The following is a 13,400-nucleotide window of genomic DNA, read 5'->3' as shown; positions in this document are numbered from 1 at the left end:
TATGGCCTATCGTTTCGCGCCGGGCGACGCTGGCATCGAGGCCGCGCTGCGCCGGATCGCGACCGAGCAGCTTGACGGCGCGCTTGCGGCGCTGGCGAGCGCGGACGCCGATCTTGAACGCAGCGTCCACGGCGTCCGCACGGCAACCAAGCGGATACGCGCGCTGTTGCGGCTGCTGCGTGCGGTCTTTCCGGGCTATTCCGAGGCGAACGCGGCGCTGCGCACGCTCGCGGCAAGGCTTGCCGACGTGCGTGAGGCGCAGGTGCTGCTCGCGACGTTCGACAGCGTTGCGGGCGAAAGCGCCGGCAAGACGCTCGCGACCTTCCGCACAGAACTGGAGGCTGACGAGCAGGCGGCGGCTCTGCGCGTGCGCGGCGCTGTGCTTGATGAGACACGCGCACGGCTTCTCGCGCTGCGGGCTGCGGCCGGAGAGTGGCGGCTCGAACGCGACGGGTTCGGAGCGCTTCGCAAGGGGCTGCGACGGACCTGCCGCAAGGCAACAGCGCTGATGGACGAGGCGGGGGGCGGCGATATCGAGGCCTTCCACGAGTGGCGCAAGCACATCAAGGACCACGGCTTTCAGGTGCGCCTGCTCCACGACATCGATCCCGGGCTTGGTGCGCGCGGCGAGATGCTGGGGCGGCTCGGCAATCTTCTCGGCGAGCAGCACGACCTCTGCGCGCTCGAGGCGCGGCTCCACGATCGCAAGGAGAAGGCGCTCAGGCGTCTTGAAAAGGCGGCGGCCGAACGGCGGCACGCGCTTGAAAAAGAGGCGCTGAAGCTTGGCGCCGTGCTTTTCGAGGAGCCCTGCAAGGCGCGCCTGCGCCGCTGGGAACGCGCATGGGATCGCTGGCGCGACGCTGCGTGATGGGAAAGGAAATCGAACGCAAGTTCCTGGTGGCGGGTGACGGCTGGCGCGCGAGCGTCGTGCGCAGCCGGGCGATGGCGCAGGCCTATATCGCGCGCGGCGAGCACGCCTCGGTGCGCGTTCGGGTCATCGACGACAACGCCGGCAGGCTCACCATCAAGGGCCGCGTCTCCGGCCTTTCCCGCGACGAGTTCGAATACGATGTGCCGCTCGAAGATGCGCGCGCGCTGATCGCGCTGCGGAGCGGGCGGCTGCTCGCCAAGCGGCGATATGACGTCATCGAGGACGGAAGGCTTTGGGAAGTCGATGTTTTCGAAGGGGAGTTCGCGGGCCTCGTCATCGCGGAATGCGAGCTGGAGCGCGAGGATGAAGCCGTGATCCGGCCGGCGTGGCTGGGCCGCGAAGTGACGAGCGATCCGCGCTATTACAACGCGGCGCTCGCCGTGCACGGGCTTCCGACGGCTCAGTAGATAGTGAACACCGGTTTGCTGCGGCGTGCGGAGGATGCTTTCGGCGCTTCAAAGGGGCAGGCGCGCGTGCCGGTGTTGATCTGGATCGTAGGTGCGCCGCCGCTAAACAGAACGAACACACTGTTTCGGTCGGCCCGCCCAGTATCGGGAGCAGCCGACCCCGCCGCCGTAGCGGCCATGCCGAGAATAAGCGCGGATTTGAGCATGTCGTCCTCCCAAGACGATCTTTGCGCTTGATACGCAGTACACGGCTTTCGTCCCCCGGACAATCGCCGGGACAATCGGCAGGCCGCGCTCACCCCTTGCATTTACCGCCGCGCGGGGCTAAAGGCCGCCGCATTCCACAGATGCGGGAACATATCCGGTGGGCGGTCCGCTGCCTTCCTCCTGCATCGAGGTAAAACCGGAAGGAGAAACGATTATGGCGGCACCCGTCGTCACGATGGCGCAGCTTTTGGAAGCCGGCGCCCACTTTGGTCACCAGACGCACCGTTGGAACCCGAAGATGAAGCCTTACATCTTCGGCGATCGCAATGGCGTGCACATCATTGATCTGTCGCAGTCCGTGCCGCAGTTCGCGCGCGCGCTCGAATTCGTCCGCGCCACGGTTGCTGCCGGCGGCAAGGTGCTGTTCGTCGGCACCAAGCGCCAGGCGCAGGAGCCGATCGCGGAGGCCGCGCGCCGTTCGCGTCAGCACTTCGTGAACCACCGCTGGCTGGGCGGTATGCTCACCAACTGGAAGACGATCTCGCAGTCGATCCGCAAGTTCAAGCAGCTCGAAGAGCAGCTTGCCGGCGACACGCACGGCCTCACCAAGAAGGAAGTGCTGAAGATGACGCGCGAGCGCGACAAGTTCGAAGCCTCGCTCGGCGGTATCCGCGACATGGGCGGCCTGCCCGACGTCATGTTCGTCATCGACACGAACAAGGAAGACCTCGCCGTCAAGGAAGCCAACGTGCTCGGCATCCCGGTGATCGCGATCCTCGACACGAACAGCGACCCGAGCGGCATCGCGTTCCCGATCCCGGGCAACGACGACGCCTCGCGCGCGATCCGCCTTTACTGCGATGCGATCGCGGACGCGGTTCTCGGCGGCAACCAGAACCGTCAGCGCGATCTGGGTGCGGACCTCGGTGCAGCGGCCGAGCCGCAGGCCGAAGTCGCCGCCTGACGCCCCACGCGCCGCTTTTCGAGCGGTGTGTCACAAAACGGAAGGGGCGGCGCCGTAACGGGCAGCCGCCCCGCCTCATTCAAAGACAGAAGGGATTAAGCACATGGCCGAGATCACGGCACAGCTTGTGAAGGATCTGCGCGAGAGCACTGGCGCCGGCATGATGGACAGCAAGAAGGCGCTCATCGAAACCGGCGGCGACTTCGAGGCCGCGGTCGACTGGCTGCGCGCCAAGGGCCTCGCCACCGCCGCCAAGAAGGCGGGCCGTACGGCAGCCGAAGGCCTCGTCGGCGTCGCCACCAGCGGCACGAAGGGCACGGCGGTCGAGGTGAACTCGGAAACCGACTTCGTGGCGAAGAACGACATCTTCCAGGGCTTCGTGCGCGAAGTGACCGACCTCGCGCTCGCGAGCGGCACCACGGACGTCGCCGCGCTCGGCGCGCAGACCACTGCGGCCGGCAAGCCGGTCTCGGAAGCGCTGACCGACAACATCGCGAAGATCGGCGAGAACCAGTCACTGCGCCGCATCGCGCAGGTTTCGGTCTCGGCGGGCGTCGTATCGTCCTACGTGCACAACGCCGCTGCGCCGGGCCTCGGCAAGATCGGCGTGCTCGTGGCGATCGAATCGACGGGCGATACCGCCCAGCTCGAAGCGCTCGGCAAGCAGCTCGCCATGCACATTGCTGCCGCGAACCCGCTGGCGCTCGACGAGACGGGTGTCGACCCGGCCGTTGTCGAGCGTGAGCGCTCGATCGCGCGTGAGAAGGCCGCGCAGTCGGGCAAGCCCGCCGACATCGTCGAGAAGATGGTGGAAGGCGGCGTCCGCAAGTTCCTCGGCGAATCGACGCTGCTCGGCCAGATCTTCGTGATCGACGGCAAGAGCAAGGTGTCGGACGTGGTCGCCAAGGCCGCGAAAGACCTTGGCACGCCGGTGAAAATTGCCGAGTTCGTGCGCTTCCAGCTCGGCGAGGGCATCGAGAAGGAAGAGACCGATTTCGCGGCTGAAGTCGCCGCCGCCGTCGGTCGTTAAAATTCAGCCGAAAGCGGGGTGGCGGCGCTTGTCCGCCCCCCGCCGGCCAACTAAGGTGCGCCCCGCGTATTGGGAGGCGCGACAAAAAGTATGTCATCTAAGCCGTTCAAGCGCATTCTTCTGAAACTGTCGGGCGAGGCGCTGATGGGCGACCAGTCGTTCGGCATCGATACCTCCACCGTCAACCGCGTCGCCGATGAAGTCCGCATCGCCAAGGAAGCAGGCTTCGAGCTTTGCCTCGTCGTTGGCGGTGGCAACATCTTCCGCGGCCTCGCGGCGGCAGAGCAGGGTTTCGACCGCGCGAGCGCCGATTACATGGGGATGCTGGCGACCGTGATGAACGCGCTCGCCGTGCAGAACAGCCTCGAGCGCATGGGCGTCGACACACGCGTCCAGTCCGCGATCCCGATGTCGAGCGTCTGCGAGCCCTACATCCGCCGCAAAGCCGTGCGGCACATGGAAAAGGGCCGGATCGTTATCTTCGCGGCGGGCACCGGCAATCCCTATTTCACGACCGACACCGCCGCTGCGCTGCGCGCGGCGGAAATGCAGTGCGACGCGCTCTTCAAGGGCACCAGCGTCGACGGCGTCTACAACGCCGATCCGAAGAAGGACAAAAGCGCGACGCGCTACGAGTCCCTCGGCTACGACAAGGTGCTCGCCGACAATCTCAAGGTGATGGACGCGTCCGCCGTCGCGATCTGCCGCGAAAATTCCATTCCGATCGTCGTCTTCAATATCCGGGAACACGGCAACCTTGCGCGGGTTCTTGCGGGCGAAGGCGTCTCCACGATCGTGCGCAACCAATAGAACCCGAAGGGACCGAGCATGAGCTACAACAAGGCTGATATCGAACGCCGCATGACCGGCGCGCTCGACGCGCTAAAGCACGACCTTGGCGGCCTGCGCACGGGCCGCGCTTCCACGTCGCTGCTCGATCCGGTCAATGTCGAGGTTTATGGCGCGCACATGCCGCTGAACCAGGTCGCGACGGTCACGGCGCCGGAACCGCGTATGCTCTCCGTGCAGGTGTGGGACCGCAGCAACGTGCAGCCGGTCGAAAAGGCGATCCGCGCGGCCGGGCTCGGCCTCAACCCGATCGTCGACGGCCAGACGCTGCGCTTGCCCATCCCCGACCTTACCGAGGAGCGCCGCAAGGAACTCGCCAAGCTCGCCTCGCAGTATGGCGAAAAGGCGAAGATCGCCGTTCGCAACGTCCGCCGCGACGGCATGGACGCGCTGAAGGCGTCCGAGAAGAAGGGCGAGATCGGCAAGGACGAGGAAAAGCGCCTCGAAACCGAAGTGCAGAAGCTCACCGACAAGGCGATCGCCGATGTCGACGCGGTCTGCGCCGCCAAGGAAAAGGAAATCCTCGGCCAGTGACGTCGCCTGCCGTTCCGCCAGCCGCGCGCACCGGTAGCGGGCAGGAGTCCGCCGGGCCGCGCCATGTCGGCATCATCATGGACGGCAACGGTCGCTGGGCGAAGGCGCGCCGTCTGCCGCGCATCGCAGGGCACAAATCCGGCGTCGAGGCCGTGCGCAAGGTCGTCGAGGCCGCGCCCGATCTCGGCATCGAGGTGCTGACGCTTTATGCCTTTTCCTCCGAAAACTGGAAACGCCCGGAGGACGAGGTCGGCTATCTGATGGGTCTGCTCAAGCAGTATCTCCTTAGCGAGATCGCGGAGCTGGACCGGAACGGCGTACGCCTCAGCTTCATCGGTGATTACAGCCGCTTGTCGCCGGATATTCTCGCACTGCTTGAAGGCGCGAAAGCGCGCACGGCAGGCAACACGCGCCTGCGTCTTGTCATCGCGCTCAACTACGGCTCGCAGGACGAGATCACGCGCGCCGTGCGCAGCATCGCAAGGGATGTCGCGGCCGGACGCATGGCGCCCGATGCCGTGACCCCCGCGGACATCACGGCGCGCCTCGACACCGCCGAGTTGCCGCAGCTCGATCTCGTGATCCGCACTTCGGGCGAGCAGCGCCTGTCGAACTTTCTGATGTGGCAGGCGGCTTACGCGGAGCTGGTGTTCACCGAGCAATACTGGCCGGATTTCGACGGCGAGTCGCTGCGCCGCGCCGTCGAAGCGTTCGGTGTGCGCGAACGGCGCTATGGCGGGCTCTGAGCCTGCCGTGAAGCCGGGGTCGCGCTACGGCGACCTCTTGCCGCGCATCGTTGTCGGTATCGCACTGATCGCGCTCGCGCTCGGCGCGGTATGGCTTGGCGGCATCGCCTTCGCGCTCCTCGTCGCCGTCGTCATCCTGCTCATCTACGGAGAGTGGTGCGCGATGCACCGCGTCGGCCGCTCGGTGCGGCTGGCCGGCATGTTCGCGCTCGCCGGGGCGGTGCTGTTCACGCATCTCGGATACCTCGCCTATGCACTGGTGCTGGTTGGTGTGACCGCAGCGAGCCTGTTCTTCCTCGCCCGCATCGCGGCATGGGGCGTGCTATATGCCGCGTTTCCGGGGATCGCACTCGTCTGGCTGCGTGCGGAACCGCTCGGCGCGCAGCTTGTGATCTGGGCGCTCGCGATCGTCTGGGCGACCGACATCGCCGCCTATTTCTCCGGCCGCACCATCGGCGGTCCCAAGATCGCGCCGCGCATCAGCCCTTCGAAGACGTGGGCGGGTCTCGGCGGCGGCATGGTCGCGGCGGCGCTGACAGCGTGGCTGCTCTCCCGCCAGTTCGGTCTCGGCCTCGAACCTGCCTTCGCGGCGGCGCTCGGCGCTAGCCTCGCGGTCGCGGCGCAGGTAGGCGACTTCTTCGAAAGCCACCTGAAGCGCCGCGCGGGCGTAAAGGATTCCGGCAGCCTCCTTCCGGGGCACGGTGGCATGATGGACAGGCTGGACGGTGTAGTACCCGTCAGCGTCCTCGTCGCCGTCGCGATCGGCCTTGCCCGATGACGGCGCGCACGATCAGCATCTTCGGCGCCACCGGCTCGGTCGGCCGCTCGACGATCGACCTCGTCGCGCGCGAGCCCGAACGCTGGTCCGTCGACGTGCTCACCGCGAACCGCGATGTGCGCAGCCTTGCCGCCGAAGCGCGCCGCCTCGGCGCCCGCATGGCAGTCGTCGCGGACGACAGCGCTTACGGCGACCTGAAGGACGCTCTCGCAGGGTCCGGCATCGAAGCGGCGGCAGGCGTGCAGGCGCTCAGTGACGCCGCCGACGTGCCGAGCGACATCGTTATGGCGGCCATCGTTGGCGCCGCGGGCCTGCCGCCGACGCTCCGCGCCGTCGAGCGCGGCGCGCGCGTGGCGTTCGCCAACAAGGAAACGCTCGTCTGCGCGGGCGAGCTCGTGAATGCGCGGGCAAAGCGCAGCGGAGCGCATCTGCTCCCGGTCGATTCCGAGCACAATGCCATCCACCAGGTCTTCGATTTCGAGAACCCGGAGCGCGTTTCCCGCATCATCCTCACGGCGAGCGGCGGCCCGTTCCGCACGCGCAGCCTCCCTGAAATGGCGGCGGTGACGCCATCCGAGGCGGTCGCGCACCCGGTCTGGTCGATGGGCGCCAAGATTTCCGTCGATTCCGCCACGCTGATGAACAAGGGATTGGAGCTTATCGAGGCGTATCACCTGTTCCCGGTGGAGGAGAGGCAGCTGGACGTCATTGTGCACCCGCAATCGGTGGTTCACAGCTTTGTCGAGTATATCGACGGCTCGATGCTCGCGCAGCTGGGGTCGCCCGATATGCGGATTCCCATCGCCTATGCGCTTTCGTGGCCGGACCGGATGGCGACACCCTGCGCGCGGCTCGATCTCGCGCAGGTCGCGCGGCTCGATTTCGAGGCGCCCGATCCCGCACGTTTTCCTGCGCTCCGCCTCGCCCGAGAGGCGCTCGTCAGCGGGGGTTCATCTCCCACAGTGTTAAACGCCGCCAACGAAGTGGCGGTCGCGGCATTTTTGGAAGGGAGAATCGGCTTCCTCGATATTGCCGCGATTGTGGAGCAAACGATGGAAGTCGTCGGCGGTCACGCCGTCGAATCGCTCGATGACGTGCTGGTCTGCGACAGCGAGGCGCGGCGTGTCGGCGAGACGCACATAAGAGGTCGCGCACACTGATGGAAATCCTGCCGTCTCCGGGGATCCTGTTCACGATCCTGATGTTCGTGGCGATGATCAGCCCGCTCGTGTTCATCCACGAGATGGGCCATTACCTCGCCGGGCGCATGTTCAACACGGCGGTGGACAGCTTCTCGATCGGTTTCGGCCGGGAGATCTTCGGCTGGACGAATCGGCGCGGCGAGCGCTGGAAGGTCGGCTGGTTGCCGCTCGGCGGCTATGTGAAGTTTACCGGCGATGCCAACGCTGCGAGCCTGCCGCAGGAGGCTGCGCGCGTGAATCCGGCCGAAAAGCCATTCCTGTTCGCCTTCAAGCCGCTGTGGCAGCGCGCGATCATCGTCGCGGCGGGGCCGTTCGTAAACTTCGCGGCGGCGATCCTGATCTTCGCGACGTTCATCGCGATTTACGGCCAGAGCTACACTTCGCCCGTCGTTTCCAACATCGTGACGGAATCGGCGGCGGACAGGGCAGGGCTCGCCCCCGGCGACCGTATCCTCAAGGTGGATGGCAAGGCGATCGAGCGGTTCGAGGACATCATCGGCATCGTGATGATCAACCCCGGTACGCCCGTTTCGGTCGATTTCGAGCGTGGGGGCTCGGTGCGCAACATCGTGCTGACACCCGACCTCATCGAGGAGAAGGATCGCTTCGGCAAGACCTTCAAGATCCCGCGCATCGGCCTCATCGGTGAAGAGCGCGGCGTTATCGAGCGCGGCCCCGTGGAATCGCTCTGGTACGGAACCGAGGCGGTGTTCGACACCACGGGCATGATGGTGGAAGGCCTCGTTCAGATCGTCACCGGCAGGCGTTCCGTGAAGGAACTCGGCGGACCGCTCAAGATCGCGGAGGTCTCGGGGCAGGCGGGTACGATGGGCATCGAGGCCTTCGTGAACCTGATGGCGCTCGTCTCGATCAACCTTGGCTTCATCAACCTGCTTCCCATCCCGATGCTGGATGGGGGGCACCTCGCGATCTACGCAGCGGAGGCTGTGCGCCGGAAGCCGATTCCGCCGCAGGTGCAGGAGTGGGCTTTCATGACCGGCTTTGCACTTCTCATCTCCTTCATGCTGATCGTAACCTGGAACGACCTTGCATCTTTTGGCGTGTTCAAGCATGTCGCCGGGCTAATCGGCTGAGATGCGGCCATAAGATTTGAACGAGAGTGGGGAACCTGTGGGCCAACAGACGCTGATGCCGGCCGCCATGCATCGTAACTGGGTCTCTGCACTGCTCCTCGGCAGTGCGCTCGGCCTGTCGCAGCCCGCGCTGGCGCAAGACGCGCAGCCTGCGCCAGCGGCCCCGGAAGCCACGCCCGCGCCCACTGCCGCCGCCCAGCAGTCTGGTGTTGTGCGTTCGATCACGATCCGCGGTGCGGAGCGTCTGGAGCCGGAGACGGTGCGCTCGTACGTGGGTCTGTCGGCCGGCGACAGCTACGATCGCAACCGACTCGACCGCGCGCTGAAGGACCTCTACGCGACCGAGCTCTTCGCGGACGTGACGATCCGCGACCGAGACGGCGAGCTGATCGTCGACGTGCGCGAGAACCCCGTCGTCAACCGCATCGTGCTTGAAGGCAACAAGCGCGTGAAGGACGAGAAGTTCAAGGACGAGATCAAGCTCGCGCCGCGCCAGATCTTCACGCGCTCCAAGGCGCGCGCGGACGTCGCCCGCATCCTGGAGCTGTATCGGCGCCAGGGCCGCTTCGCCGCTGCCGTCGAGCCCAAGATCGTCCAGCTCGACCAGAACCGCGTCGATGTGGTGTTCGAGATCGACGAGGGGCCCAAGTCCAAGGTCCGCCGCATCAACATCGTCGGCAACACCAAGTTCTCGGATGGCGACCTGCGCGGCGAAATGGCCACCAAGGAAGCCAAGTGGTACAAGTTCTTCACCTCGAACGACACGTACGATCCCGATCGCTCGGCCTATGACCAGCAGAAGCTGCGCCAATATTACCTGACGCAGGGCTATGCGGACTTCCGCGTGGTGTCGTCGGTCGCCGAGCTGACGCCGGACCGCAAGGACTTCATCATCACCTACGTGGTGGAGGAAGGCGAGCGCTACAAGTTCGGCGAGGTCGATCTCGAAAGCCAGATCCGCGACATCAAGGAAGAGAACTTCAAGCGCATGCTTCCGATGAAGCAGGGCGACTGGTACAATGCCAAGGAGATCGAGGACACGGTGACGAGCCTGTCGGAATCGGTCGGTCTCCTCGGCTACGCATTTGCCGACATCAACCCCCGCTTCAACCGCGACAAGGAAAAGCGCGAGATGGGGGTGACGTTCGTCATCAACGAAACGCCGCGCGTTTACGTGGAGCGTGTCGAGATCAACGGCAACACGATCACCAAGGATCATGTGATCCGCCGCGAGTTCCGCCTCGCGGAGGGCGACGCCTTCAACAGCTTCCGCGTCAAGCGCTCGCGCGACCGCATCCAGAGCCTCGGCTACTTCCAGGAAAACCTCGAAATCCAGCAAAAGCAGGGCTCGGGGCCGGACAAGGTGATCCTCGAAGCCAACCTCGAGGAGCAGGCGACCGGCGAGCTTCAGGTCTCGGCAGGCTATTCCAGCCTCGAGAACTTCCTCGTCAACCTGTCGATCCGGCAGCGCAACTTCCGCGGCATGGGCCAGGAACTCCGGGCCTCGGTCAACTGGTCGAAATATTCGCAGTCGGTCGAGCTGGGCTTCACCGAGCCGTATCTATTCGGGCGCAACCTCGCGCTCGGGGGCGACATCTTCCGGCGCGATTACAATAGCTTCCGCTTCCTCGGGAACGGCGACCGCGATACCACTTACGAGCAGTCGACCACCGGTTTCCAGATTCGCACGGGCTTCCCGATCACTGAATTCTGGTCGGCATCCTTCCGCTACGGCCTCAGCTACGACGATGTGTCGCTCGACCAGAGCACCTTCTACACGAACGGCGTCTGCAATCCGCTGCTCGCGGGCCGCTTCCTTTGCGATGCGGTCGGCAAGCGCACGACCTCCTCGCTCGGCTATTCGATCGCCTACGACACGCGCAACAATGCGATCCGTCCGAGCGCAGGCCATCGCTTCATGGTCAGCCAGGACATCGCGGGTGTCGGGGGCAGTGTGCAGTACGTGCGCTCGCGCCTCAACGCCGACAAGTACTGGAACCTGTTCGGCAGCGGCTTCATCCTGAACCTCGGGCTTGAAGCGGGCTATATATTCGGCTGGGGCGGCGACAACATTCGCCTCACCGACCGCTTCTTCCTCGGCGAACCGCGTATGCGCGGCTTCGACATCCGCGGCATCGGCCCGCGCGTGATCCGCCGCTACTATGACAGCGCAAGCGCTTCCGATCCGGCGGACTACACGCTGCTGACCGACAACAGCGGGGCGCAGGACGACTCGATCGGCGGCGAGACCTATTATCAGGTGCGCGCCGAGGTGCAGATTCCGCTGAGCGCAGGCGCCGCCGAGATGGGCCTCCGGCCGTCGGTATTCGTCGATGTCGGTGCGCTGTGGAACACGGATTTCGATCCGTCCACGGACCTGCAGGATATCCGGCAAATTCAGACCGGCGTCGACGCCAACGGCGATCCGACATATCAAGCCGGCTTCAAGGAGTTCTACCTGGGCGACACTTGGAAGCCGCGTGTCGCCGTCGGCTTCGGCGTCAACTGGAACTCTCCATTCGGCCCGTTCCGTATTGACGTCGCCAAGGCGCTCGTCAAACAGGACGGCGATGATACCAAATTGTTCCAATTCAACGTAGGGACCCAATTCTGATGAAAATGCTTACTCGCGCCGTCATTGCCGGCGCTCTCGCGTTCACGGCGCTTCCGACTGTTGCGCTGGCACAGGCAGCACCGCCGATCGTCGTCGTCGACATGGGCCGCATCGCGGCGGAGTCGGCGGCTTCGAAGAGCGCCGAGCCGCAGCTGAAGGCGAAATTCGAAAGCGTGCAGGCGCGCGCCAAGACGCTCGGCGACCAGTTCCGCGGCGAGTACGAGAGCCTGCAGAAGGCGCAGCCGTCGATGGCGAAGGAAGCGTTCCAGGCGAAGGCCAAGGAGCTTCAGCAGCGCCAGGTGACCGCCGAGAACGAAGTGCGCGGCAAGGAGCAGGATTATGCCCGTTCCGTGCAGTACGTGCGCCAGCAGATTCTCGAAGCCGTGAACCCGATCATCACCGCCGTGATGCGTGAGAAGGGCGCGAGCCTCGCGCTCGACCGTGACGTGACGCTCGCCACCGCGCAGTCGCTCGACGTGACGAACGAGGTGATGACGCGCCTCAACTCGGCGCTGCCGCGCGTCAACGTGAACCCGCCGGCCGCCCCGGCGCAGAAGTAACGGCCAGGGCCTTGTCGGAAAGCTTCGACGCGATCGAGGTGGGAGCAGTGATGGCACTGCTCCCGCACCGCTATCCCATGCTGCTCGTCGACCGCGTGGTCGATTTCGTGCCGAACGAGCGCGCGCGCGGCATCAAGGCGGTGACGATCAATGAGCCGTTCTTCCAGGGCCACTTCCCCCAGCGCCCGATCATGCCGGGCGTGCTGATCGTCGAGGCGCTCGCGCAGACCGCGGGCGTGCTCGCGATGAAGTCGCTCGGCGACGAGGCGCTCGGCAAGCTGGTGCTGTTCATGGCGATCGAAAACGCCAAATTCCGCCAGCCAGTCGAGCCGGGCGTTCTCCTGAACCTCGACGTCGAATTCGCGCAGCGCCGCTCGCGGGTCTGCAAGTTCAACGGCGTGGCCAGCATCGTTGGCGGCAAGGTCGCGGCGGAATGCAGTTTCACCGCAATGATCGCGGACCCGCCCTCAGCGTAGGTCCTCTGGCCGATTGATGTTCCGGATCGGCTCCGGCCACGCCACCATCGTTGCGCTCGCCGTCTCGCACCACGCCCGCATGGCGCGCGGCGATCCGCTTTCGAGATAATCCGCGAGCGGGCCCGCGAACGATGTGGGCCACACGCCGACGACCGGCAGGCTAGCGACCACGGCGGGCGGCGACGCCGCCAGTGCCGACAGCAGCAGCTCGGACAGGTCCGGCACATCACAGGCTGTCGTCAACACGGCCTCGAAGCCCGCTTCCGCCCCGTAAGTGAGCGCACCGCACAAGCCTCCGAGCGGACCAAGGCCGGGGGCAGGGCGATCCGGGACACCCCCGGTACGCCCCACGATCACCACGGTTTCACAGAAGGCCGCGATGCTGGCGGCGGCGTGGTCGATCAGGCGTTTGCCATCCAGCAGGGCCTCAGCCTTGTCGCTCCCGAAGCGGCGGCTTTCCCCACCTGCGAGCACGGCACCGAGAATGCGCATCAGCGCGCGATTTCGATCGTCGCCTCGATCTCGACCGCATAGCCCGCGGGTAGCGAAGCCACACCCACGGCCGAGCGCGCGGCGAGCCCAGCGTCGCCGAACGCCGTTTTCATCAATTCCGAAAAGCCGTTGATGACCTGTGGGTGCTGGACGAAATCCGGCGCGCTGTTCACCATGCCGAGGATGCGCACAAAGCGCTTCACGCGCGAAAGGTCGCCGCCGAGCGCGTCCTTGATCGTCGCCAGCATACAGAGACCGACGCGCTGCGCTTCGGCCTTGCCCTCATCGAGCGTGACGTCGGCACCCACCTTGCCGCGCTTGCCCCCACCGATGCAGTCGATATGGCCGGAGAGAAACAGCAGGTTCCCGGTTTCGACCGATGTCACATAGGTCGCCGCAGGCTTCGGCGCAGGCGGCAGGGTGTGCCCCGCTGCCGCAAGCCGTTCCTCAGGCGTCGCCGCCAGCGCCGGTGCCGCGATCATCATCAGGAGAAACGGCAGCAGTCGGCGCATGGGC

16 protein-coding genes are annotated in these 13,400 nt (G+C 65.6%); 13 read left to right on the top strand and 3 right to left on the bottom strand.

Going from position 1 to position 13,400, the window contains the following annotated elements:
* The first annotated feature begins 1 nt into the window (after position 1).
* The gene (locus tag ACE3TJ_RS01475; RefSeq protein WP_374593156.1) at positions 2-868 is read left to right on the top strand and encodes a CHAD domain-containing protein; all 867 of its coding nucleotides are present in this window, start codon (positions 2-4) and stop codon (positions 866-868) included.
* Complete coding sequence (locus ACE3TJ_RS01470) at positions 868-1,338, top strand: CYTH domain-containing protein (protein ID WP_374593154.1); 471 nt, start codon at positions 868-870, stop codon at positions 1,336-1,338. Before ACE3TJ_RS01475 ends, ACE3TJ_RS01470 begins: the two co-directional genes overlap by 1 nt.
* Here the strand turns inward: ACE3TJ_RS01470 and ACE3TJ_RS01465 are convergent.
* A complete protein-coding gene (locus ACE3TJ_RS01465; RefSeq protein WP_374593152.1) occupies positions 1,332-1,544 on the bottom strand; it encodes a hypothetical protein in 213 nt (70 codons plus the stop codon). The genes ACE3TJ_RS01470 and ACE3TJ_RS01465 overlap by 7 nt on opposite strands.
* Positions 1,545-1,759: 215 nt before the next feature.
* On the opposite strand from ACE3TJ_RS01465, the gene rpsB reads away from it, so the two are divergent.
* The 11 genes from rpsB to fabZ all read left to right on the top strand — a co-directional run bounded on the left by rpsB (position 1,760) and on the right by fabZ (position 12,392).
* Positions 1,760-2,509, top strand: coding sequence for a 30S ribosomal protein S2 (rpsB, locus tag ACE3TJ_RS01460; protein WP_121048966.1), 750 nt, complete (start codon positions 1,760-1,762; stop codon positions 2,507-2,509).
* 103 nt (positions 2,510-2,612) lie between these two features.
* Entirely contained in the window at positions 2,613-3,539 is a 927-nt protein-coding gene (gene tsf / locus ACE3TJ_RS01455) for a translation elongation factor Ts (RefSeq protein ID WP_374593150.1), read from the top strand.
* 90 nt (positions 3,540-3,629) lie between these two features.
* Positions 3,630-4,349, top strand: coding sequence for a UMP kinase (pyrH, locus tag ACE3TJ_RS01450; protein WP_374593148.1), 720 nt, complete (start codon positions 3,630-3,632; stop codon positions 4,347-4,349).
* 18 nt (positions 4,350-4,367) lie between these two features.
* Positions 4,368-4,922, top strand: a complete 555-nt coding sequence (gene frr / locus ACE3TJ_RS01445) for a ribosome recycling factor (RefSeq protein WP_374593146.1) — start codon at positions 4,368-4,370, stop codon at positions 4,920-4,922.
* Between the two features lie 77 nt (positions 4,923-4,999).
* Positions 5,000-5,668 carry an isoprenyl transferase gene (locus ACE3TJ_RS01440; RefSeq protein ID WP_374599263.1) on the top strand — a complete coding sequence of 223 codons (669 nt, stop codon included), beginning with the start codon at positions 5,000-5,002 and terminating at the stop codon, positions 5,666-5,668.
* Entirely contained in the window at positions 5,655-6,446 is a 792-nt protein-coding gene (locus ACE3TJ_RS01435; RefSeq protein WP_374593144.1) for a phosphatidate cytidylyltransferase, read from the top strand. Before ACE3TJ_RS01440 ends, ACE3TJ_RS01435 begins: the two co-directional genes overlap by 14 nt.
* Positions 6,443-7,606 (top strand): 1-deoxy-D-xylulose-5-phosphate reductoisomerase, encoded by a 1,164-nt coding sequence (gene dxr / locus ACE3TJ_RS01430; protein ID WP_374593142.1) that lies wholly within the window; start codon positions 6,443-6,445, stop codon positions 7,604-7,606. Before ACE3TJ_RS01435 ends, dxr begins: the two co-directional genes overlap by 4 nt.
* 5 nt (positions 7,607-7,611) lie before the next feature.
* Positions 7,612-8,742 (top strand): RIP metalloprotease RseP, encoded by a 1,131-nt coding sequence (rseP, locus tag ACE3TJ_RS01425; protein ID WP_374599261.1) that lies wholly within the window; start codon positions 7,612-7,614, stop codon positions 8,740-8,742.
* Between the two features lie 55 nt (positions 8,743-8,797).
* Positions 8,798-11,356 (top strand): outer membrane protein assembly factor BamA, encoded by a 2,559-nt coding sequence (gene bamA / locus ACE3TJ_RS01420; RefSeq protein ID WP_374599259.1) that lies wholly within the window; start codon positions 8,798-8,800, stop codon positions 11,354-11,356.
* Positions 11,356-11,916, top strand: a complete 561-nt coding sequence (locus ACE3TJ_RS01415) for an OmpH family outer membrane protein (protein WP_374593140.1) — start codon at positions 11,356-11,358, stop codon at positions 11,914-11,916. The genes bamA and ACE3TJ_RS01415 overlap by 1 nt, the downstream gene beginning before the upstream one ends.
* A 32-nt stretch (positions 11,917-11,948) precedes the next feature.
* On the top strand, positions 11,949-12,392 hold the full coding sequence (gene fabZ / locus ACE3TJ_RS01410) for a 3-hydroxyacyl-ACP dehydratase FabZ (protein WP_374599257.1): 444 nt from the start codon (positions 11,949-11,951) through the stop codon (positions 12,390-12,392).
* Here the strand turns inward: fabZ and ACE3TJ_RS01405 are convergent.
* Both ACE3TJ_RS01405 and ACE3TJ_RS01400 read right to left on the bottom strand, forming a co-directional pair.
* On the bottom strand, positions 12,384-12,884 hold the full coding sequence (locus tag ACE3TJ_RS01405) for a molybdenum cofactor guanylyltransferase (protein ID WP_374593138.1): 501 nt from the start codon (positions 12,882-12,884) through the stop codon (positions 12,384-12,386). The genes fabZ and ACE3TJ_RS01405 overlap by 9 nt on opposite strands.
* The gene (locus tag ACE3TJ_RS01400) at positions 12,884-13,396 is read right to left on the bottom strand and encodes a RidA family protein (RefSeq protein ID WP_374593136.1); all 513 of its coding nucleotides are present in this window, start codon (positions 13,394-13,396) and stop codon (positions 12,884-12,886) included. Before ACE3TJ_RS01400 ends, ACE3TJ_RS01405 begins: the two co-directional genes overlap by 1 nt.
* Between the last annotated feature and the right edge of the window lie 4 nt (positions 13,397-13,400).

The organism is Sphingosinicella sp. (assembly GCF_041916975.1).
Taxonomy (GTDB): Bacteria; Pseudomonadota; Alphaproteobacteria; order Sphingomonadales; family Sphingomonadaceae; genus Sphingosinicella.
Note: the sequence above shows the minus strand (reverse complement) of the source record. Positions and strands in the feature narration are given on the sequence as shown.